Source organism: Pueribacillus sp. YX66 (assembly GCF_041725775.1).
GTDB lineage: Bacteria > Bacillota > Bacilli > Bacillales > UBA6769 > Pueribacillus.
In genome coordinates this window covers 18,477-40,498 of record NZ_JBEUEL010000013.1, presented here as the reverse complement: position 1 = coordinate 40,498, position 22,022 = coordinate 18,477, and the positions used below count along the sequence as shown (strand labels likewise).

Below are 22,022 nucleotides of genomic sequence, written 5' to 3'. Positions count from 1 at the left end.
TTGTGTTAGGATGATAGTTTCACAAAATTATTTTCGACGACTTTCCGTCATTTGCTGCCAAACTGAGCCAGCAGCTTCTTCCCCACTTTCAATTCGTTTACGGGCCATTTTTGCTTGCAAGCCAACTTCAAATTCAGGATCGGATTCAGCTTCTTTTAAGGCGGGAATTGCACTTTCATCTCCAACCTCATAAAGAAACATCGCTGCGCGCCAACGTACAAGTTTATTATTATCTTTGAGCGCTTCAATCATCGCAGGAATTGCTTTCGTACTTCCGATGTCAGATAAGCAGTCTCCCGCCGTTCTTCTCACTGAAACCGACTTATCTTTTAATGCTTCCAATAAATATGGGAGCACGACTTCATCTTCGATAAGTCCTAGGTACACTGTCGCAAGACGACGAATCGAAGCTTTCTCATCTTGAAGCGCGTTAGCAAGAATAGAAAGATCCTCTACCGTTGGATCCATTTTTTCTAAAGCAGCAAATCGGACTTTCCAATCGTCACTTTTCATCGCTTCACGGGCTTCATCAGACGAAATTCGAGGTCGAATATACGGTTCTCCTTCATCGCGATTAAATGCAGCTTTCACTAATTGTTGAACCCGTTCATCATCGTATGCAGCGGAAATTTCTTCCGCAACTGCGTTCCCTATTTCATCGAATTCACCGTAGCGTACACCTTGTTCGACCCATTTCCGTTCCATCACAACGTTCGGTGAGGACGCTTGCGCTTCCATAATCGCCTGTTGAAACCGCTCGGGCAAACCTACTCTTTTTTCTTCATCTCCCGCGACAAGCTTAATTTGCATCGGAATGTCGCGGAAAAACTGGACGAACACTTGCACTTCGCCAAATGCATCCGCAGTTTGCTTTTGCACTACTACATGGTCGACATCGTTGTCTCCAAATACTTCACGAACTTTAGGCAAAATCTGCTCCCATGCGACTTTCGGATGACGATCAAGCGCAATAAAATTAGCAACGTGATAAAGAGCTTTTACACCCTCGATTGCAAGTAGCTTTTTCATAAGTGGTGGAGTGGTTTCATCTATAGATTTATAATGGAAACTTTTTCGATCCGGTAATGGTTCATTCACAACAATTTTCATCGAATTCGGACTCGGTGTCGGTTCAATTGTAACAATCTTCATTGTTTTGAATCCTTCCTTTCACAATGATTTTCTTCTTGTCATTGTTACAATTTTACCATTGTTGCTGCTTGTAGGCGAATAATTGAAATGACTATTAAAAAGCAGACTATCCGATTTCTCTGCTGATTTCATGCCGTTTTCTTAACACTTGTTTTAACACTTTTCCAGCGGCGTTTCTAGGCAACTGCTCGATAAATTCTACTTCTTTTGGTTTTTTATAAGATGCAAGCTTTTTTGTACAGAAATTGATAATGTCTGAAACTTTTAAAGATTTTCCTTTTTTTAGCACGATGTAAGCCTTTACATTTTCTCCCCAATTTTTATCAGGAACTCCGATGACTGCACATTCGATGATATCTGGGTGTGTATAAAGCACTTCCTCGATTTCTGCTGGGTAGATGTTTTCACCACCGCTTATAATCATGTCTTTCTTTCGATCGACTACATAAACGAAGCCTTCATCGTCCATCCTTACTAGGTCACCGCTATGGAACCATCCACCGGCAAACGCTTCTTCTGTCGCTTCAGGGTTTTTATAGTATTCCTTCATCGTTGTTGGACCACGATATACAATTTCTCCAACTTCACCAACTGGAACGTCGTTCATCATTTCATCGACAACTCTCACTTCTACGTTAATAACAGGCCTTCCGACTGATTCTGGCTTTCTAAGCGTGTCTTCAGGATGCAAGCACGTCGTTACTGGACTCATTTCTGTTTGACCAAACGCATCAAAAAGGCCTGCATTTGAAAAATAGTGCATTATTCTTTTTTTAATTTCAACAGGAGTAATAGCGCCTCCAGTAATGCCAATTTTGACAGAGCTCAAATCAAAACTTGAAATATGAGGGACTTGAAACAAGAAGTTCCACATCGCTGGAACGAGAAAAATTGCATTGATTTGTTGTTTTGATATCGTTTCAAGTACTGCAAGAGGGTCAAATTCTCGGTGGATTACAGATGTGCCTTCAACATAACAGTTATTAATTAACGTAGACATTGCGGCTATATGAAAAAGAGGGGCGACAACAAGCTGCTTAAAGTTTAACCCGATACCTGCTTCCCAAAGCATATTCATTCCGTTTTGACATAGGTTTTTATGTGTGAGAACAGCACCTTTTGGTCTGCCCGTTGTTCCAGACGTGTATACGATCATACAACAATCGTCATCTTGTAAATTCTCATAAGCTTTATATTCTGTCGGTTTGTCAAAAATCGATTCATAACGAACAAAATCTTTTTTGTCTGGTGGGTTTCCAACGACAACGATCGTCTCAACGTTTTCTATCTTTGAACGAATTGATAAGACGATTGGAATATATTCTTCATCAATGATTAACATTTTACTATCAGAGTTTTTAACGATGTACTCAATTTCATTAGCTGTAAGTCGAAAATTAATCGGTACTCCAACAGCTCCAGACATCGCAATTCCGAAAAACACTTCGACAAACGGAAGACCATTTTTTAATACGAACCCGACTTTGTCATCGAATGAGATGTGCTTTGACTGTAACCAGCCCGCGAATTGTTTTGCACGAGTTTCCATATCTCTAAATGTTCGCTCTTGATCATGATAAACAAAAGCCGTTTTATCTGGGGATTTATGTGCCGCCCGCTTAAGCAGTTCTCCAACTAATAGTTGTCGTGATAATGAAAGTGAAGATGTCGTCATACGAATTATTCCTCCTTAGTCACGTTTAATATAATTATGAATATTCTAACAATTATTTTGTTTTTTTTCAATTTGTTATTAAAACAAAAAAGCCCAAGTTTGGGCTTAATCGATTAACGAACGAGTTGACTGTATTCTTTTGCAACCTTATAAAATGTTTTTCGATCACCTTTCACTAATGCTTCATCAATCTCTCTTTCAAGTTTTTTCTTTTTCCATTTCAAAACGGCTTCATCTGTAATTAACTGCGCAAATAAAGCTAAGAAAAAAGAATGTTCTTGTTTAACTTTCGCTCTTGCCAACGCCCTCACTTTTGCATCATACGATTTCCGTGGGTCCATTTTTCAACTCCCCTTTCAAAATCTAATGAGGAACGATCATTTTTAACATTGCTTACACTATATTCTATTCGTGTCGTGCAAACTTTTAACTAAAATTAGTCACTTACCTAAATAAACGGGCGTCTGTACATCTCTGTAAGATTTCCATCAATGATGACGTTGAAAACTTATTTAAGAAATCCGTTTGTAACATAAAAGCTGTACATGAAATAAAGGATTTTTCAATCATTCAGCGAATGATAAATGATAGAAGTATGTAAATATTATCTAAAAGGGAAGAGGGACATAGTTATGAAAACAGTGAAGACTGGACTATTAAAGCCACCGGTTTTTTCATCAGTCGAAGAAGAAAGACAACATTTGAAAGAGAGACTTGCAGCAGCTTTTCGCTTATTTTCGCGGTTTGGTTTTGATGAAGGTGTTGCAGGGCATATTACAGCACGCGATCCAGAGAAAAAAGATCACTTTTGGGTGAACCCTTTTGGAACACATTTTAGCCAAATTAAAGCGTCAGACTTAATACTAGTGAATCATGAAGGTAAAGTCGTTAAAGGCGATCGGCCTGTAAATCGAGCAGCATTCGCGATACATTCACAAGTGCACCAAGCTCGTCCTGACGTGATTGCAGCTGCTCACTCCCATTCTGTTTACGGAAAAACATGGTCAACACTCGGACGCTTGCTTGATCCGATTACACAAGATGCTTGTGCTTTTTACAACGATCATGCGATTTTTGATGATTATACAGGTGTTGTAAATGACGTTGAGGAAGGAAAACGAATTGCAGAAGCATTAGGCGAGCGGAAAGCATGTATTTTACGTAACCACGGACTACTTACAGTCGGGCATTCTGTTGATGAAGCTGCATGGTGGTTCATTACGATGGAGCGTTCATGCCAGGCACAACTTATGGCAGAAGCTGCGGGTAAGCCAATTTTAATAGAAGAAGCTCAAGCACAGCTTACCCGTCAGCAAGTCGGAACACATTTAGCAGGTTGGTTTAGTTTCCAGCCACTATGGGATCGGATTGTGAAAGAACAACCCGATCTGCTTAACTGAATGATGGTGTATCGTAGTCATCAAAAAAAGCCGCAACATAATGAATTAGCGGCTTTTTTTGGATTTAAGATTTTAAACGAACCAATGGCTTTTGCAATGAGGGTTCCATGTTCATCAATGATTGTTCCTTCACCAGTTGCAATGGAATTCCCTCGTTGTACGATTGTAGCTTTAGCAGTTAATATACTATTTTTTCTTGCTGGTGCAGAATAAAAGACACTCAAATTGATCGTAGCAACAGGACTTTTTGCCTGCTGTGCAATTGACTGGCCGATAATTGTGTCGAGTAGTGAAGCGTGAACCCCACCGTGTAGCGTGTCATTTAAATTAAGTACATGGTCATCCACTTTTAGTTCTAATTCAATGTTGCCGTTATCATTCCGATACGGTTTGATTTGCAAATGTTGGATAAAATTACTTTTGCTTAATCGTTTAACTGGATCTATTTCGAAACTCACAGTCAAAAATTCCACTCCTTTTACATAAAAATAATTGAAGAGAGTACTATATTTCTGCACTCTCTTCAATCTATATATGATTTCGCTAAAACTCAAATAACGTAATGAGTTCTCGCTTACGATATGCAAGGGATCACTTTATTCAATTTCAAGTGATTTTGCTTCTCCGTCTTCGACTACACCCATGCGCCATAAAGGCATGAACGCACCGTTTTCGTCGACTCCGGCTACCGTATAAACTTGCTTATCTTCTGGAATATTTTTAACCCCTTCATCGAACGCAGCCATAATCGCTTGTGTATCATCTACTGTCCCCGCTGCTTTCATCGCTTCGATTAAGCCATACAATGATACGTAATGATATCCTGCCTCAGAACCTGGATTCTTATTATAAAGTTCATTGTATTTCTCGATGAATGCTGCCGTTCCAGGATAGTCTGCATTCACAAGTGGATTCACTCCTGTTGCGCCCTCAAGGAACGACATATCTCCATCATAAACGGCTGCCATTTCATCAAGCTTCGCTTGGTCCATAACGAGAAATCCACCTTCAAAACCTAAGTCGCGAGCTTGTTTTGCAACACGAGCTGTCGGCTCAGATGGTCCGCCAATAAACAAAACGTCAGGATTTTTATCTAGAGCATTCGTTACAATCGTGTAGAAATCGGTATCTTTACCGAAGTCGATTGAGCCTTCATATACGACTTCGCCACCTTTTTCTTTCCATACTGGTTTTAATCCTTCAGCCCAATCTTTCCCATACTGTGTAGCGGGTGCTAAAAATGCGATTTTTTTACCAAATCGCTCCATTTGATATTCTGTAAATGGTTCAACATAACCATCATACCCAGGAGGGATACGAACTGTTAAAGAATTATCTTGTTCAAGAATACCAGGTTCACTTGAATATGCTAGTATAATAAAGTCATCTTGTTCATTAAACACTTGCGAAGCATAAATTCCACCACTATGCGGAATGTAAATAAATTTAGCATTCTCTTCTTGGACAAGACGTTTAGCGTTTTGTGCCGAATCGTTTGGCATATACTTATCATCAAGTGTTGCTAAATTAAGTGTGTACGTTTTCCCATCGACTTCAAAGCCGCCAGCTTCATTAACTTCATCAACTGCCATTTTTAAGCCATTCAATGTATTTTCACCATAATAAGCAGCGGCGCCACTTAGTGGACCAGTATAACCAATCGTCACTTCTCCATCCCCACTACTTGAGCTTCCTGATGAAGAGTTATCAGAAGAACCACAAGCTGCAAGTGCTAAAAGTAAAATTACTAGTAAACTTGCAAATAAACTTTTTGTTATACATCTCTTAGTTGCCATTATTTTCTCTCCTTTTTTATTTTGTAAAAACTCCTATCCAAAAACTCTCTTTTTATTTAATTGCTAACCTCACCCCTTTCAAGGCATTAGCAATTTTTTATTTTTCTCTATATTTATCTCTACTATATAAATAATTAGCTATGTTTACACAATATCGATAAGCTGCGGAATAGTGCTATAATGATTTTCGCTTCAGGCAGTCACTTTCCGCAGAAAGCGAAGCATTCTGACAAAGCGGTAGTTATGGAACGCAGAGTAAGAACGCCACGTTTGAGACACCTATATTCAAAGATGGATTGTTCATAGTTTACTCTCAGTGCAGCATACTCGACGAAGCATTATTTGAATCTTTGGCAACATCTGGAAATGCGATTACTCTTCATCCCATAAAGATTTACACTAGTACATCCTGTACGTCGCAGTTACGTTCAACTGTGAATTTAGAAATGAATATTAAGCTCCGATGTAAGCTTTACGTACTTCATCGTTTTCGAATAGTTCTTTCTGTGTCCCTTCGATGACGATACGACCGTTTTCAATGACGTAGCCACGATCTGCAATTTTTAGTGCAGCATTCGCATTTTGTTCAGCTAGCAAGACTGTCGTTCCACTTTTATTGATCTCTTGGATAACAGAAAACATTTGTTCAACGATGAGCGGTGCCAACCCTATAGACGGTTCATCCATCATAACGAGTCTTGGTTTTGCCATCAGCGCGCGACCAATGGCAACCATTTGCTGTTGTCCGCCACTTAATGAGCCAGCAGGATCATCTTTTTTCTCTTTTAAAATTGGAAATAGCTCATACACTTCTTCAAGTGATTGTCTTAATTGTGCTTTTTTATTTCTATGCACGTAGCCACCCATCATTAAATTTTCCTGAACGGTCATATCTGGGAACAACTTTCTACCTTCAGCACATTGCACAATTCCACTTCTCACCATTCTATCCGGAGATGTGCCGCCTACACTTTTCCCTAAAAACTCTACAGTACCGCTAACAGGTTTGTTCAGTCCGCTAATTGTGTTGAAAATCGTACTTTTCCCCGCGCCGTTAGCACCAAGTAGAACAACAAGTTCTCCTTCATTTACTTCAAAATTAATGTCGCTCAACGCTTCAAACGCCCCGAACCGAACAGTGACTTCACTTAGTTTCAGCAACGGCATCCCCTCCTAAATAAGCTTCGATAACGACCGGATCATTTTTGATTTCATCCGGTGTCCCTTCAGCTATTTTTGAACCTTGGTTTAAAACCATTATTTTATCTGCAAGATTCATAATCATTTGCATCTTATGCTCAATCGTACAGACAGTAATGCCGTTGTCGACCATTTTACGCATCAACTCTGCTAATCCGTCTGTTTCTTCTGGATTAATACCTGCAGCTGGCTCATCAAGAAAGACAATTTTCGGATCGGTTGCTAATGCGAGTGCGAAAGCAACTCGTTTTTGAGCTTCTTGCGAAATAAGTGCTACTTGACGATCAGCTAAATGTGTTAAACCAACAAACTCTAATACTTCCATCGCTTTCTCTATCGATTCTTTTTCCTCACGCTTTTCACGTGGAGTGCGGAAGATCGCATCAAATAAGCGTGATTTTGTTCGAAGTCTATGACCGACAATGACATTGTCTAGGACGGTTGACGTTTCAAATAAATGAGTCGTTTGGAACGTTCGAGCAATTCCTAATTTCGCAATGTTGTGCGGTGCGACTTTCGTTATATCTTGTCCGTCAAAGGTAACCGTCCCTGATGTCGCTGGATGAAAGCCACTTATCAAGTTAAAAAATGTAGATTTTCCGGCACCGTTCGGTCCAATAATTGCTGTTATTTGCCCACGTTCGATCGTAAAATCAACATTATTCACTGCTGTTAATCCACCGAACTGTTTCGTAAGCCCTTTCGTTTCAACAAATGCCATGACGTTCAACCCTCCTTCACTTGATTTACATCTTGATTTATTCCAGCTTCTGCTTTGAGACGACGTTTATTTTGAAACTTCATTTTGAAAATAGAAATAGCTCCAACAATTCCCGTAGGATAGAAGATAACGAGTAGTGTTAAAATTGGACCGAAAATTAACATTCTGTATTCTTGTAAACTCTGTAAAAATTGAGTTAAAAATGTGATTAACATCGTTCCAACGATAGGACCAGTAATTGTACCGAGACCACCGACAATTAAATACATTAAAAAGTCAAAGACCATCGGTAAGTTCGCAATATCAGGACCGAGAAATCTCACATACGAAGCATAAAGTGCACCTGCTACTGCGGCAAACACGATCGAAATAATGAAGGACGTTAACTTGTTCGTTTGTGTATTAATTCCAATCGTTTGCGCCAAATCTTCACTGTTTCTAATCGCAATAAATGTTCGCCCAGTCAATGACTTTACAATTCGTGTTACAACTAATGTTGCAACTAAGAAAAAGACTAATGCTAAATAATACATCGCCCGATCTGTATTAAATTCAATGGGTCCGATTGCAGACGGAGCCGGAATACCGATTAAACCACGAACGCCTCCTGTCATTTCATCCCATTTGTCAATAATGAGATAAATGAGATAACCAACGATGAGCGTATAAATCGCAAAAAAGTGTTCGCGTGTTCTTAATGCAATTAATCCGATAATCGCACCGACAACGGTTGTTAAAAGAATCGCTACAATAAATGCTAACCAAAACGACATTTCATAACGTGTTGTAAAAATTCCGAGTGCATAGGCACCGATTGCAAAAAAACCTGCATGGGCTAACGATAAATATCCTGTAAAGCCAGCCAATAAGTTCATCCCATAAATTGCGATAGTATAAATAAAACTTAATGTCATCAATCGCGCAATATATGGATTATCAACCATAAAAGGGAAAATGATGGCGATTACAATGAGCAAAGTAATTCCAATTCGTTTATCCAAAATTTTATTCATTAGTGAGCCTCCTTAGCAAACAGACCTTTCGGCTTCCATGTCATAATGACAACGAGTAAAAAGAACGCGATTAGGTCTTTATAGTCACTTGAAATATACGTAGCTCCTAAACTTTCAGTTATGCCAAGAAGGAAACCACCAAAAATAGCACCAGGAATACTACCCATTCCTCCAATAATAACGATGATAAACGCTTTCATTATTACGAGATGTCCCATTGCAGGAAATAATAGATTAATAGGTGTTGACAATGATGCTGCAATTGCGGCAAGCGCACCAGAAATTGCAAATGTCATCATAGCAACTTTGTTCGCATTTATTCCGACGAGGAAAGCCCCTTCACGATTTTGAGCCATCGCAATGATCGATGCACCGATCATTGTTTTTTTCAAGAACCAGTAAAGTATTAATACAACGGCAATTGATACGACGATTATAAGAATTCGTTGAGCTGAAATTGTAATCGAGCCTAAGTTCATCGTTCCTCCATATGGAGTGTTCATATTACGATACTCTGACCCCCAAACGAGTAATACAAGCGCTTCCAAAAAGAGCATAATTCCAATCGCTGCAATTTTGTCATGAATTGGAGGGGCATTTCGCAAATGATGAAATACCCCGCGCTCCATTAAAACAGCAATAAGAGCAACAACGACCATCGATAAAATGATCCCAAGAATATAATGAAGTCCTAATGATGTCATCGCCATAAATGTGACGTAACCACCGAGCATGTATAATGCACCGTGAGCAAAGTTTGGAATGTGTAAAATTCCAAACACGAGCGTAAGCCCAATTCCGACTAGAATATACACACTCCCTAATGTCAATCCATTAATCAATTGCTGGATAAACAGTTCCATATTTTCTCCCCCTTTAACCCTCTTCTTGCAATTTCCTTTTTAAAATTTTACCGACTGCCGTTTTTGGTAATTCATCGCGGAATTCAACAATTTTCGGCACTTTATATGCAGCTAATTTTTCTTTACAGAATTCAATGATTTCTTCTTCTGTTAACGTTTGTCCATCTCGAGGGACGATCACTGCTTTAATCGTTTCGCCACGGTACGGATGTGGCACACCGAAAACCGCAGCCTCGAGTACTTTAGGATGTTCGTAAATAACATCCTCAATTTCAATCGGATAGACGTTGTAGCCACTAGCAATGATCATTTCTTTTTTGCGACCGACAATGTAAAAATAACCGTCTTCATCCATTTTTGCTAAGTCGCCCGTATAAAGCCAGCCGTTACGAATCGTCTGCTCTGTTTCTTCCGGCATATTCCAATAGCCTTTCATCACTTGTGGACCTTTAATAATCATTTCACCAATTTCACCAACTTCTAATGTCCGCTCACCTGTTTCTTTATCAACAATTTTTACATCTGTACTTGGAAACGGAATGCCGATACTTCCTGCCTTTTGAATCCCAACGACAGGATTACGGTGTGTTGTTGGTGACGCTTCTGACAGTCCATATCCCTCTGCTACTGGTGCTCCAGTAACTTCATGCAACTGTTCAAGTACTTCAACAGGAAGAGGTGCAGATCCACTTGTGCATGACTTAAACGAATCAAGCTTAATGTCATGGTTTTTCGCATAATTTAAAAGACCGATATACATCGTCGGAACACCTGGGAAATTTGTCGGTTTAAACGTCTCGATCGTCTTAACAACTTGCTCTATATCAAATCTCGGTAACATAATTAAATTATTGCCATTATAAAATGCTAAATTCATCCCACTCGTCATACCATATACGTGGAATAATGGAGCAACCATTAAGACTCTTTCTTTACCGGGCTCAGAAACGGGCTTTATTGCAACAGCACTTTGAATCGTGTTCGCAACTAAATTGTAGTGTGTTAGCATTGCACCTTTTGAACGACCGGTAGTTCCTCCTGTATATTGAAGAACCGCAACGTCTTCTTTTGGATCGATTTCAATGTTCGGTACTTGGTCACCAGCATCTTGCATTAACTCATGAAACTGTGAAGCGCTTTCAGCTGAAGCATAGATTATTTCTTTTAATTTTGTATCATTTTTTACAGCTTCGACAACTGGAGAAAGAGGTTCAAACGCAACGATAAACGTTGCCCCTGAATCGCTTAAAATGTAACGTAATTCATCGGGTTTATACAACGGATTTACTTGTACAATCGTTGCTCCACACATTAAAGTTGCAAAATAACTGATCGGGTAAAAAGGTGTGTTTGGTAACATTAAGGCTACCCGATCTCCTTTTTTTAGACCACGCTTCGAAAAAGCGCTCGCAACTTTTTTTACTACCGCTAACAATTCTCCGTATGTCATCTTTTGATTAATAAATGTAATCGCTATGTTGTTTTGATATTTTTTAACCGTTTGCTGTAAAAGTTCAGGAAGTGAAATTTCTGGTATCTCTACTTCAGCTGGTTGGCCTTCTACATAATGTTTTAACCAAGGTCTCTCTTCCACAAGTAAAACTCCTTCCAAACATACTGACTAGTTAGTAGCGTTTGTTTTATTCTAATAGAATTAAGTATGTTTGTAAAGGCTATTTTCTATGCAAAGTTTGGCGATTGATTATACTAATGATGCAATAACCTTCGAAATATAGCGAGTTCATCAAACTTTAAACTTCTACTATACCTTTAACTTTAAAAAGGAATATGAAGATTACTATTTATTGAAATTATTCGATTAGTGTTAAAAAAAGAGCGCGGGTGGCGCGCTCTAACTTTGTTTATTCGTCATCTTCTCCAACAGCTACGACTTCACCGTCTTCAACGACCCCCATACGTTGCGGGCTTAAGTTTGCTCCTCTTTCGTCTACACCATCAATCGTATACACTTGATGTTCTTCAGGTACATTCCGGATTCCTTCATCTAATGCTGCTCGAATCGCCTCAATATCATCAACCGAACCAGCAATTTTCATTGCTTCAATCAATGCATATACAGCGACATAGTGGAAACCTGCTTCAGAACCAGGGTTTTTATCGTGCAATTCATTGTATTTTTCAACAAATTGGGCTGTACCCGGGTAATCAGAGTGCACGAGTGGTAGAACCCCTGACGAACCTTCTAATATATCCATGTTGCCATCCAATACCGCTGCCATTTCATCGAGCTTTGCTTGGTCCATTATGAGAAACCCACCTTCAAAACCTAAGTCACGTGCAGCTTTCGCAACAAGAGCTGTCGGTTCAGATGGTCCACCGATAAATAGTACATCAGGATTCTGTTTCAATGCATTCGTTACGATTGGCTGTACGTCCGTATCTTTATTAAAGTCAATTTGTGTTTCATATACTACTTCGCCACCTTGCTCTTCCCAATAAGGTTTCAACATTTCCGCCCAGTCTTTTCCATATTGGCTTGCTGTAGGGAGAAATGCTATTTTCTTACCGAAACGCTCCATTTGATATTTTGTAAATGGTTCGATGTACGTGTCGTAACCGGGAGGGATTCTCCAAGTTAATTTATTTTTATCTTCTAAAATCCCAGGTTCACTCGTATACGCACCGATTAAAAATCCATCTTGCTCATTGAAAACTTGCATAGCATAAATTCCACCACTATGTGGGTTAAAAATAATTTTCGCGTTTTCTTCTTGAACGAGACGTTTCGCATTATTCGCTGCTTCGTTCGGTAAATATTGGTCATCTAGTGAAACAAATTTAAATTTATATTGTTTACCATCAACTTCAAAGCCGCCAGCTTCATTCACTTCATCAATTGCCATTTTTAATCCACTAGATGTGTTTTCACCGTAGTATGCAGCTGGACCACTTAATGGACCCGTGTATCCAATTGGAACTTCCGTTACTCCTTCATCCGAACCACCCGTGTTATCAGAGCTGGATTTATCGGTCCCTCCACACGCTGTAAGCGCTAACATTAGTATGAAAAGTAAACTATAAAACAGACCTTTCTTTATATTCATTCTATTTTCCCCCTTTATTTATATTTAAGATGACAATAGATAGTTTTGCCCCTCCCTAAAACTAGAAACCACTCCTTTCCATGTAATCGTTTTCATAAAACGGGTAAAATTAACTGACTATTCAGTATCCCTAAGCCTAATCCATTTAGAAAAACTAACCATTTAGTATGTTTCGAAGCTCTTTAAGTCTTTCAGTTTGCTAGATTAGGGGGCAATATCTATCTGTGATTCAACATTCTAATCGATTAAATATTATTTGTAAAGTGTATTTTTAAAATATTTTAATATATTGTAATAAAAAACAAACAAATTAAATAATAAAAAGCGCCCAGGAAACGTTTACTAGGGCGCTTACAGTCTTAAAACTATTCGTTTATTCAGGTACTTATAATCCTAGATCTTCCAGAGTAACTGCTTTTACTTCACCATTTTCAACGACACCGATCCGGAGCAATGATTCATTCGCACCTTCTTTAGTTACACCTTCAAAGGTGTATACTTGATGTTCTGCTGGTATTTGTTGGACAGCTTCAGGAAGTGCATCTCTAATCGCTTTTGCATCATCCACCGTACCAGCAATTTTCATTGCTTCAACTAAAGCAAATAAAGAGACGTAATGTAAACCAGCTTCTGAACCGGGATCTTTTCCTAATTTATCATTGTGTAGTTTGATAAATGCGTCCGTTCCAGGGAAATCCGTATTAACTAGCGGTAGCACACCGATTGTCCCTTCTAACAAGTCCCAATTTCCGTCTAAGACAGCAACCATTTCATCCATTTTCGCTTGGTCCATAATCATAAATCCACCTTCAAAGCCAAGGTCTCTCGCAGCTTTAACTACGAGTGCAGTTGGTTCAGAAGCACCGCCAATGAATAGCACGTCAGGATTATTTTGGAGCGCGTTCGTCACGATTGGTTGTACATCAGTATCTTTGGCAAAATCGATTTCTGTCTCATAAACCACTTCTCCACCTGCCTCTTCCCACACTGGTCGTAGTGCTTCTGTCCAATCTTTTCCATATTGGCTTGCCGTCGGTAAAAAAGCAATTCTCTTACCGTGTGTATCGATTTGGTGTTTGACGAATGGTTCTAAATAAATGTCATATCCTGGGGGAATTCGCCATGTTAACGTGTTACCATTTTCAATAATACCTGGTTCACTCGTATACGCACCGATTAAAAATCCATCTTCTTCGTTAAACACTTGCATCGCATAAATTCCACCACTGTGTGGATTAAAAATGACTTTTGCGTCGTTTTCCTGGATGAGACGTTTAGCATTGTTAGCTGCTTCATTCGGTAAATATTGGTCATCGAGTGAAACAACTTTAATATTATACAGTTGACCATTCACTTCAAAACCTTCTTCATTGATCACATCTGCTGCTAGCGTTAATCCATTTAATGTATTTTCTCCATAAAAAGCTGCTGGACCACTTAATGGACCACTATATCCGATTACAACTTCAATAGCTTCATTTGAATCAGACTTTTCTTCCTTATCATTATCGGAACTAGCAGATTCTTTTTGATTACATGCAACGAGAGCAAGGATGACTAACATGATGATAGAAAGAAAAATTTTCCTTTTCATTTTCAATTCGAAACCCCCTCAACATTAATAGTTTGATTGATGTGCATCATGTTGATAGATAAATAGAAAAAGATTATTATCTACCACCTCCACTATGTTGTAACCGTTTACAATTTAGGTATTTCTTCACGGTTTATAGATTCATTTTAATTGATATTGAATTATTTGTAAACATATAAAATTCATAATATTGTTTTATTTACTATTATATTAAATTTTTATAAATTATCCTTTGCAAATAAAAATTGTCAATTAGCTGAACTTTATACTCTTCACTATAAGTGTGTTATAAAATGTTCTATAATAAAGATTAGCATTTATAAAAGTTGTTCATTCAGTTAAAACATTCCACGATTATTACATAGCATTGGAGGGGTACTATGACACCGATGACGGTTATCGTCATATCAGTAGTTATCACAATCATTGTATTATGGGCAAGTGTATGGGTTATCGTAAAGGGGTACGCTTACAAACATACGATAGATACGGATGTTAATGAGGACGTACAAAATAGGTTTGCTAACGAACGAAATTCAGACGATGACGACAAGGCTTAAGCATATATTCACGCTTAAGCCTTTAACGTTTTAAATTATCTTATTCCGGCGTAAATAGTCGATAATTTTCGTTGAAGCTTCATCAACTGCAACATGTTCGGTATCAATTATAATTTCAGGATTTAAGGGCGCTTCATACGGCGAGCTAATTCCAGTAAAATGTTGGATCTCACCGATTCTAGCTTTCTTATACAATCCTTTCGGATCACGTCTTTCACATTCTTCAAGCGCGCATTTGACATACACTTCAATAAATTCTTTATTACGAAACAATTGCCTCACTCGGTCACGATCTTCCTGAAATGGCGAAATAAAGGCAGTTAATGTAATGATCCCACTATCAACAAATAATTTTGCTACTTCACCAATTCGACGTATGTTTTCTTTTCGATCACGTTCACTAAATCCCAATCCTCGATTTAATCCGTGACGGATGTTGTCACCATCAAGCACGTAGCTTCTCACTTTGTTTTGAAACAACTTTAAATCAACCGCATTTGCTAATGTCGATTTTCCAGAACCAGACAATCCTGTAAACCATATGACTGCACTTCGATGTTGATTAAGTTGATTCCTATCTTCTTTCGTCACCACTGCTTTATGCCACATTACATTTTTTGTGATCGTCATCGTTTCCAAAGCCCCCTATATATACAGACATGTTGACTTCCTTAGCATAAGTGATTAAAAGTTCAAATCGCTTTTAATATTTCTTTCTATTTATTAACACTTTGATTACTTCTGGACGACTGAACTGTACTGGAGGAAATTCCCCTTTCTTGAGCATTTCCCTTACTTTTGTTCCTGACAAAATGATATGTTCTTCTTGATTATGGGGACACGTTCTTGCTGATGCCATGTTGCCACACGCTTTACAATAAAAACTATGTTCGAATTTGAAAATTTGAATTCCGAGTTCCTCTTCGTATTGGCTTATCAATTGTTGAGCTTCATATGTGCCGTAATAATCACCAACCCCTGCATGATCACGACCTACAATAAAGTGTGTACAACCGAAGTTTTTACGGACAATCGCATGAAAAATCGCTTCACGAGGACCTGCATATCTCATCGCAGCTGAAAAGGTCGCTAGCCAAACTCGATCATTTGGATAAAATTCATTTAATAATGCTTCATAGCTTTTCATTCTAAGATCAGCAGGAATATCATCTGACTTCGTTTCTCCAACAAGAGGATTTAAAAATAATCCGTCGACGATTTCAAGTGCAACTTTTTGAATATATTCATGAGCACGATGAACAGGATTACGGGTTTGAAAACCGACAATCGTCTTCCAACCTAATTGCTGAAATTTTTCACGCGTTTCTATCGGATCAAAATGGTATTCAGGAAATTCTTTTTTAGGACGGCGAATTAACGTAATCGGACCAGCAACGTAGATGTTTGGACGCTCAAACAATTTATTTACACCAGGATGATTCCGATCCGTCGTTCCAAAAACATAACTCGCTTCGACTCGTTTGTTCGGTGAATATAGTTCAGTCACATGAATAACACCATATGCATTACCTCGATACATAAGCCTTACTTTATCGCCAATCTTGATTGTCTCTGCTATTTTTTCATCAACTGGCAACGTAATCGGAATACTCCATAACGTCCCATCTGCAACACGCATACGTCGTAAGACTGATTCATAATCTTCACTATTCATAAACCCATCTAACGGACTGTAAGCACCATTTGCCAGTAATTCTAAATCACTTAATGCGACACGATCGATTTCAATTTCTTTAAGTATGTGATGAACATCTGCTTGAAGATCGATCCGATTAATAAGAACACCGCCATGTGGACTACTTACCGTCATTTAAAATCCTCTCCCGTTCTCGTTTCGTTAATTTCATAAGTACCATCGTACCGATCGTAGCGAATAAAACACTAACAATAGCAACTAACGTATACACATCATCATCTAGAAAAAGTTTGACGAATCCGTACGAAATGGCGAGTGAAAACATTGGTGAGACTAACCAAACGGTCACTATTTTCTTTATGATGTTTCGTTTAAAAATCGAGACGCCTACTTTCGAGGCACCCATTCCTAATATGCCAGTCGTCGTAATTTGCGTCATCGGAATCGGTATTCCAAAAATTGAAGCAACGATAACGAGACTTGCGCTTGTACTTGATATTGTAATGCCCTCGAGAAGCGAAAGGTTTGTAATTTTTTTTCCGTTCGTTTCGATCACTTTTCCACCTAAAAATAGAGCTCCAAGCGCTACAAACAATCCGCCTAATAACATTCCTTGTTGAATCGTAATGACTCCTGCTCCGACAAGTGGACCAAACGCATTCGCTGCATTATTCATTCCAGCAGAAAATGCCTCTAAAAAGCCAGCGACGATAATTAAAATAACGAACCATTTATACACCTTTTTCTGATGAATCATCGGAAAAGTTCGTTCACTCCAAATGAGAATTTTCCCAAATAAAAAGGCGAGCATAAATGCGACGATCGGAATAACAATCCACCAGATTATAATATTTAAGACACTTCCAAAAAAAACGGAGTTATAAGCGATTCCGACTCCAACGACTGAACCGACTGTCACTTCACTCGTTGAAAGTGGAATACCGAGCAAATTTGCAATAAATAATGTTAACGTTGCTCCAAATAAAATGATAACTGTGAGTTGAATAGAGATGATCGACGTTGGAATAAGACCAGAACCGATTGTTTTCATAACTGCTCCTCCACCAATCGCAGCTCCAACAAAAATCCCAAGTGCACTAATAAGTAGCGCCAATTTACGCCATTTCACAGCTCCTGACCCGTATGCAATGCCCATCGATGCAGCTGCTCCACTTGCGCCAATATTCATTGCGAAAAATAATGCAATTGCGAATGCTATTATAGTAACCATTTCTCACCACGAACTCTCTATTTAAAATGAGTGAAGACCACACTCAGTTTTCTCAAACTGTACCCAACGTCCTGAGCGTTCATCGGTCGGATCAGTAGCAGGAAGTGTGCACATTTCACATCCAATGCTTGGAAACCCTCGATCGTGCAGTTCATTATAATCCAACTCGTGCAACTTCACATATGTCCATATTTCATCTAATGTCCAATCGATAAGCGGACAAATTTTGATCGATTGAAATTTAACGTCTTTATTAATGTAATTCGTATTTCTTCTCGCTTCCGACTGTTCTCTTCGAATTCCGGAAATCCAAGCAGGAATTTCTATCAATGCTTCGGCAAGCGGTTGGACTTTTCGAATGTGACAACATTCATTTGGCTCTCTTTCCCATAGTCGCTCTCCGAATTTATTCGCTTGCTCTTCAAGTGTTAAGACAGGCTCTATTATTTTAATGTTAAGAGCGGGATAACGCTTTTTTACTTTTTCAATCAATTCGTACGTTTCTTTAAAATGTAAATGAGTGTCTAGGAAAATCACACGGGCATCTTTTTTCACTTTGCTAATTAAATCAATGAGTACAATCCCTTCTATTCCAAAACTACAAGCGTACACGATTTCATTACCGTACTCACGAAATGCCCATCCCAATACATCAAAACAGTCTTTAAAATTTTTTTCAATTTCTTTCGCTTTGTCCTCAGTCCACGTTAAATATGTCAATTTATCTCCCATCGAAATCCCCTTTCCAACGAAACAATGCAAACGATAGACTGACATATACTATTAAATAAATGCCCATAATGTTCCACGTTCACTATGACTGATAAACGATTCAAAACGATAGTGAAGAGGATTTATGTTTATTAAGATTGTTTTGTAAAGAGCGATAGCCTATTGAGGTTATGTAAGCGGAGTTGTGTAAGTAAGGAGTAACTGGGAAAAGAAAATAATAAAAGGAGAGAAAATGAATTCTCTCCCTATCGTACGATGGTCAAGCTAGATGATCTTTTAACTGCTCACGTAATTCACGTTTTAAAAATTTTCCGACAGACGTTTTCGGAATTTCATCAATAAAGATAACATCGTCAGGAAGCCACCATTTCGCAAATTGCGGTGAAATAAAGTCTAAAATATCATCCTTCGATATTTTTCCTTTAAAGTCTTCTTTAAGTACGACAGCTGCAACAGGACGTTCTTGCCAACGCGGATGCGGAACAGCGATGACCGCAGCCTCAAATACAGCTTCATGAGCCATGATTGCATTTTCTAAATCAACTGAAGAGATCCATTCACCACCACTTTTAACGAGGTCTTTCGTTCGATCAACGAGCTTAATAAAGCCTTCTTCATCAATCGTCGCAATATCACCAGTATAAAGCCAGCCGTCACGAATCGCTTCTGCCGTTTTCTCTGGCTCTTTATAATAATGATCAGTAATCCATGGTCCACGTAAAAGCAATTCGCCCATTTCTTTACCATCACGAGGGACTTCGCCATTTTCATTAACAATTTTTGCTTCAACACCCGGTGCAAGCAGCCCCTGTTTAGAACGATACTCCAATCTTTCTTCATAAGGTAACTCTTGTTGGTAACTTTTTAATCGTGATACTGTAACTAACGGGCTCGTTTCCGTCATGCCATACGCATGGAGAAACGGAATGTTATGCTTTTCTTCATATGCACGAATGAGACTTTTCGGCGCTGCCGATCCACCACAAATGACTCTCGTTAAGCTGGACATATCGTAACTTCCTGATTCGATTTCTTGAAGTAAACCGAGCCAAATCGTCGGTACTCCAGCTGTCATCGTTACTTTTTCCGATTCAATTAATTTTGCAAGTACTTTTGGTGTAAAGTTCGGTCCAGGTAAAACTTGTGTCGCTCCAAACCATACGGCTGAAAAAGGCATTCCCCAAGCGTTTACGTGAAACATTGGAACGACTGGCATCGCAACATCCGATTCAGATAAAGCGAGTGTATCGACTAAACCGACAGTCATACTATGCAATACAATACTGCGATGAGTATACAGAACACCTTTCGGATTTCCTGTCGTTGCCGACGTATAACACATACCTGCTGATTCATTCTCATCTAGATCGTCTGGAAATTGAAAATTTGCATTGCCTTCTTTAATCAGTGTTTCATAATGATACACCGGTTTAAGTGACGTATTCGGCAGTTCTTGCTCATCGGTTAAAACGATGAACGCTTTTACCGAAGGAATGTTGTCTTTTATTTGCTCGAGTAGAGGTAATAACCCATCATCAATGAGCAGCACCTTATCTTCAGCGTTGTTTATGATGTACGTTAAATGTTCAGTAGATAGACGAATGTTTATCGTATGCAAAACAGCACCCATACTCGGAATCGCAAAATATGCTTCTAAATGACGATGATCGTTCCACGCAAGTGTCCCGACACGATCACCTCTTTCCACACCTAATTTTTCAAGGGCACTCGCTAATCTTCTCGTCCGTAGACCAAATTCTGCATACGTAAAACGGTGAATTCCAGTAACTGTGCGTGAAACGATTTCTTTTTTTGGAAAATAGTTTTCTGCCCTTTCTAGCAACTTATCTAACGTTAGCTGTGTGTTCATCATTGTTTCATTACCCCCTGTTTTATTTGTAAGCCTTTTCACAATAAAATTTATAATTAAACATTTAATATGAACCGACGGTTCACATAACATCATTACGAAAGTTAAAAAGCAGGACGTTCTATGCAACGTTTGCTTAAGCACGTCCCGTCAGTTAATCCATGTGACGTAGTTTTTATAAATTCATATTTTTTGCGATAATTGTTTTCATAATTTCATTCGTTCCTGCATAAATCGCCATCACCGGAATGTCGCGAAAACGTCTCGCAATTTCATATTCTTCCATATACCCATAGCCACCATAAAGTTGCATACATTCAGTAGCGATTGATTTCGCCATATTTGTTATCCACCACTTCGCCATCGAAACCTTAGTTACGACATCTGTTCCTTCAAGATGCTCAGCGATGAGTTGATCGAGAAATGAGCGACTTACTTCAATTTGTGTTGCCATTTCGACAACTTTAAACTGCGTGTTTTGAAATTTGCTTATCGGCTGTCCGAATGCTTCACGACTTTTCACATAATCAATCGTTTGCGAAAGCATCACTTCAGATGAAACTTGTGCAGCGAGAGCAACGACTAAACGTTCTTGCTGAAGTTTTTCCATCATATATTTAAAACCTTCGCCTTCATTCCCGATTAAATTTTTAGCTGGTACTCGACACTCTTCAAAAATTAATTCAGCCGTATCTTGGGCATGTAAACCGACTTTATCTAGCTTTCTTCCACGAGAAAAACCTGGTGTTCCGCGCTCAATTGCTAGTAAACTGATGCCTTGATGCTTCGGAACTGCATTTGGATCTGTTTTACAAGCAATAATCACGAGATCCGCATGAATTCCGTTAGTTATAAACGTTTTTTGACCGTTAACAATATAATAGTCTCCATCTTTAATAGCAGTCGTCTTAATGTTTGCTAAGTCCGAACCTGTGCCTGGCTCTGTCATACCAATCGCTGTAATCATCTCACCTGAAACACATTTCGGCAGCCAACGCTCTTTCTGTTCTTCCGTTCCGTAGGTAGTAATGTAAGGAACGACGATATCGCTATGCAAACCGATACCGACTAAACTTGAACCTACGCGTTCCAGCTCTTCATTAATAACGACATTAAAGCCCCAATCAACATTTGATCCACCATACTCTTCGTCAATATTAGGGCAGAGAAAACCTTGCTCACCCATCTTCGTCCAAAATTCTCTAGGAATTATACGATCTTTCTCCCATTGTTCGTAGTTTGGAACCGCTTCTTTTTCTAAAAATCTTCGTAACGCTTGACGAAAAATTTGGTGTTCTTCTGACAAATAAAGATGTTTCACGACTCCACCCTCCTTTTATGAAATTTCCAAAAAATCCCATAATTGTAACGTATTTTTAGACAAACTGAGCAGTCATTCAGTTTCTATTATTGTAAACGCTCTCATTAAAAGCGTCAATATGTGATTTTTATTTTTTGTTATAATTTTATAGCTTCTATTTCAAAAAGTCATT

20 protein-coding genes are annotated in these 22,022 nt (G+C 38.8%); 2 read left to right on the top strand and 18 right to left on the bottom strand.

Translation table 11 applies throughout. The annotated features are described in order from the left end of the window. Nucleotides 1–27 precede the first annotated feature (27 nt). The 3 genes from ABU914_RS07715 to ABU914_RS07705 all read right to left on the bottom strand — a co-directional run bounded on the left by ABU914_RS07715 (nucleotide 28) and on the right by ABU914_RS07705 (nucleotide 3,168). The gene (locus ABU914_RS07715; protein ID WP_379669158.1) at nucleotides 28–1,152 is read right to left on the bottom strand and encodes a virulence factor; all 1,125 of its coding nucleotides are present in this window, start codon (nucleotides 1,150–1,152) and stop codon (nucleotides 28–30) included. A gap of 106 nt (nucleotides 1,153–1,258) precedes the next feature. After that, entirely contained in the window at nucleotides 1,259–2,827 is a 1,569-nt protein-coding gene (locus tag ABU914_RS07710) for an acyl-CoA synthetase (RefSeq protein WP_379669157.1), read from the bottom strand. A gap of 113 nt (nucleotides 2,828–2,940) precedes the next feature. Continuing rightward, nucleotides 2,941–3,168, bottom strand: coding sequence for an IDEAL domain-containing protein (locus ABU914_RS07705; RefSeq protein ID WP_379669156.1), 228 nt, complete (start codon nucleotides 3,166–3,168; stop codon nucleotides 2,941–2,943). 291 nt (nucleotides 3,169–3,459) lie between these two features. Here ABU914_RS07705 and ABU914_RS07700 point away from each other — a divergent pair, with 291 nt between their 5' ends. Beyond that, nucleotides 3,460–4,227, top strand: coding sequence for a class II aldolase/adducin family protein (locus ABU914_RS07700; protein ID WP_379669155.1), 768 nt, complete (start codon nucleotides 3,460–3,462; stop codon nucleotides 4,225–4,227). 20 nt (nucleotides 4,228–4,247) lie between these two features. Here the strand turns inward: ABU914_RS07700 and ABU914_RS07695 are convergent, their stop codons facing one another. The 9 genes from ABU914_RS07695 to ABU914_RS07655 form a co-directional block, all read right to left on the bottom strand. Further along, nucleotides 4,248–4,685 carry a PaaI family thioesterase gene (locus ABU914_RS07695; protein ID WP_379669186.1) on the bottom strand — a complete coding sequence of 146 codons (438 nt, stop codon included), beginning with the start codon at nucleotides 4,683–4,685 and terminating at the stop codon, nucleotides 4,248–4,250. A gap of 138 nt (nucleotides 4,686–4,823) precedes the next feature. After that, nucleotides 4,824–6,023 carry an ABC transporter substrate-binding protein gene (locus tag ABU914_RS07690; RefSeq protein ID WP_379669154.1) on the bottom strand — a complete coding sequence of 400 codons (1,200 nt, stop codon included), beginning with the start codon at nucleotides 6,021–6,023 and terminating at the stop codon, nucleotides 4,824–4,826. A gap of 453 nt (nucleotides 6,024–6,476) precedes the next feature. Continuing rightward, the gene (locus ABU914_RS07685; RefSeq protein WP_379669153.1) at nucleotides 6,477–7,184 is read right to left on the bottom strand and encodes an ABC transporter ATP-binding protein; all 708 of its coding nucleotides are present in this window, start codon (nucleotides 7,182–7,184) and stop codon (nucleotides 6,477–6,479) included. Then, a complete protein-coding gene (locus ABU914_RS07680; RefSeq protein WP_379669152.1) occupies nucleotides 7,168–7,944 on the bottom strand; it encodes an ABC transporter ATP-binding protein in 777 nt (258 codons plus the stop codon). The genes ABU914_RS07685 and ABU914_RS07680 overlap by 17 nt, the downstream gene beginning before the upstream one ends. 5 nt (nucleotides 7,945–7,949) lie before the next feature. Next, the gene (locus ABU914_RS07675) at nucleotides 7,950–8,957 is read right to left on the bottom strand and encodes a branched-chain amino acid ABC transporter permease (protein WP_379669151.1); all 1,008 of its coding nucleotides are present in this window, start codon (nucleotides 8,955–8,957) and stop codon (nucleotides 7,950–7,952) included. Beyond that, nucleotides 8,957–9,820, bottom strand: a complete 864-nt coding sequence (locus tag ABU914_RS07670; protein WP_379669150.1) for a branched-chain amino acid ABC transporter permease — start codon at nucleotides 9,818–9,820, stop codon at nucleotides 8,957–8,959. The genes ABU914_RS07675 and ABU914_RS07670 overlap by 1 nt, the downstream gene beginning before the upstream one ends. A 13-nt stretch (nucleotides 9,821–9,833) precedes the next feature. After that, the gene (locus ABU914_RS07665; protein WP_379669149.1) at nucleotides 9,834–11,414 is read right to left on the bottom strand and encodes a long-chain-fatty-acid--CoA ligase; all 1,581 of its coding nucleotides are present in this window, start codon (nucleotides 11,412–11,414) and stop codon (nucleotides 9,834–9,836) included. Nucleotides 11,415–11,682: 268 nt separating this feature from the next. Beyond that, entirely contained in the window at nucleotides 11,683–12,885 is a 1,203-nt protein-coding gene (locus tag ABU914_RS07660) for an ABC transporter substrate-binding protein (protein ID WP_379669148.1), read from the bottom strand. A gap of 385 nt (nucleotides 12,886–13,270) precedes the next feature. After that, entirely contained in the window at nucleotides 13,271–14,479 is a 1,209-nt protein-coding gene (locus tag ABU914_RS07655; protein ID WP_379669185.1) for an ABC transporter substrate-binding protein, read from the bottom strand. A 380-nt stretch (nucleotides 14,480–14,859) separates the two neighbouring features. On the opposite strand from ABU914_RS07655, the gene ytzI reads away from it, so the two are divergent. Continuing rightward, on the top strand, nucleotides 14,860–15,039 hold the full coding sequence (gene ytzI / locus ABU914_RS07650; RefSeq protein WP_379669147.1) for a YtzI protein: 180 nt from the start codon (nucleotides 14,860–14,862) through the stop codon (nucleotides 15,037–15,039). 30 nt (nucleotides 15,040–15,069) lie between these two features. On the opposite strand, the gene cysC is transcribed toward ytzI, so the two are convergent. From cysC to ABU914_RS07620, 6 genes are all read right to left on the bottom strand, one after another. Then, complete coding sequence (gene cysC / locus ABU914_RS07645; RefSeq protein WP_379669146.1) at nucleotides 15,070–15,669, bottom strand: adenylyl-sulfate kinase; 600 nt, start codon at nucleotides 15,667–15,669, stop codon at nucleotides 15,070–15,072. A gap of 73 nt (nucleotides 15,670–15,742) precedes the next feature. Next, nucleotides 15,743–16,870, bottom strand: coding sequence for a sulfate adenylyltransferase (gene sat, locus ABU914_RS07640; RefSeq protein WP_379669145.1), 1,128 nt, complete (start codon nucleotides 16,868–16,870; stop codon nucleotides 15,743–15,745). Next, the gene (locus tag ABU914_RS07635; RefSeq protein WP_379669144.1) at nucleotides 16,857–17,927 is read right to left on the bottom strand and encodes a sulfate permease; all 1,071 of its coding nucleotides are present in this window, start codon (nucleotides 17,925–17,927) and stop codon (nucleotides 16,857–16,859) included. Before ABU914_RS07635 ends, sat begins: the two co-directional genes overlap by 14 nt. Before the next feature lie 21 nt (nucleotides 17,928–17,948). Beyond that, complete coding sequence (locus ABU914_RS07630) at nucleotides 17,949–18,659, bottom strand: phosphoadenylyl-sulfate reductase (RefSeq protein WP_379669143.1); 711 nt, start codon at nucleotides 18,657–18,659, stop codon at nucleotides 17,949–17,951. Between the two features lie 259 nt (nucleotides 18,660–18,918). After that, on the bottom strand, nucleotides 18,919–20,532 hold the full coding sequence (locus tag ABU914_RS07625) for a long-chain fatty acid--CoA ligase (RefSeq protein WP_379669142.1): 1,614 nt from the start codon (nucleotides 20,530–20,532) through the stop codon (nucleotides 18,919–18,921). A gap of 172 nt (nucleotides 20,533–20,704) precedes the next feature. Further along, nucleotides 20,705–21,850: an acyl-CoA dehydrogenase family protein gene (locus ABU914_RS07620; protein ID WP_379669141.1), complete on the bottom strand. Its 1,146-nt coding sequence runs from the start codon at nucleotides 21,848–21,850 to the stop codon at nucleotides 20,705–20,707. Nucleotides 21,851–22,022: the final 172 nt, after the last annotated feature.

Excerpts from the sequence above, each read along its gene's own strand:
- ABU914_RS07715 (WP_379669158.1), bottom strand. The coding sequence starts at position 1,152 with ATGAAGATTGTTACAATTGAACCGACACCGAGTCCGAATTCGATGAAA.
- ABU914_RS07710 (WP_379669157.1), bottom strand. The coding sequence starts at position 2,827 with ATGACGACATCTTCACTTTCATTATCACGACAACTATTAGTTGGAGAA.
- ABU914_RS07705 (WP_379669156.1), bottom strand. The coding sequence starts at position 3,168 with ATGGACCCACGGAAATCGTATGATGCAAAAGTGAGGGCGTTGGCAAGA.
- ABU914_RS07700 (WP_379669155.1), top strand. The coding sequence starts at position 3,460 with ATGAAAACAGTGAAGACTGGACTATTAAAGCCACCGGTTTTTTCATCA.
- ABU914_RS07690 (WP_379669154.1), bottom strand. The coding sequence starts at position 6,023 with ATGGCAACTAAGAGATGTATAACAAAAAGTTTATTTGCAAGTTTACTA.
- ABU914_RS07680 (WP_379669152.1), bottom strand. The coding sequence starts at position 7,944 with ATGGCATTTGTTGAAACGAAAGGGCTTACGAAACAGTTCGGTGGATTA.
- ABU914_RS07675 (WP_379669151.1), bottom strand. The coding sequence starts at position 8,957 with ATGAATAAAATTTTGGATAAACGAATTGGAATTACTTTGCTCATTGTA.
- ABU914_RS07670 (WP_379669150.1), bottom strand. The coding sequence starts at position 9,820 with ATGGAACTGTTTATCCAGCAATTGATTAATGGATTGACATTAGGGAGT.
- ABU914_RS07660 (WP_379669148.1), bottom strand. The coding sequence starts at position 12,885 with ATGAATATAAAGAAAGGTCTGTTTTATAGTTTACTTTTCATACTAATG.
- ABU914_RS07655 (WP_379669185.1), bottom strand. The coding sequence starts at position 14,479 with ATGAAAAGGAAAATTTTTCTTTCTATCATCATGTTAGTCATCCTTGCT.
- ytzI (WP_379669147.1), top strand. The coding sequence starts at position 14,860 with ATGACACCGATGACGGTTATCGTCATATCAGTAGTTATCACAATCATT.
- cysC (WP_379669146.1), bottom strand. The coding sequence starts at position 15,669 with ATGACGATCACAAAAAATGTAATGTGGCATAAAGCAGTGGTGACGAAA.
- sat (WP_379669145.1), bottom strand. The coding sequence starts at position 16,870 with ATGACGGTAAGTAGTCCACATGGCGGTGTTCTTATTAATCGGATCGAT.
- ABU914_RS07635 (WP_379669144.1), bottom strand. The coding sequence starts at position 17,927 with ATGGTTACTATAATAGCATTCGCAATTGCATTATTTTTCGCAATGAAT.
- ABU914_RS07630 (WP_379669143.1), bottom strand. The coding sequence starts at position 18,659 with ATGGGAGATAAATTGACATATTTAACGTGGACTGAGGACAAAGCGAAA.
- ABU914_RS07625 (WP_379669142.1), bottom strand. The coding sequence starts at position 20,532 with ATGATGAACACACAGCTAACGTTAGATAAGTTGCTAGAAAGGGCAGAA.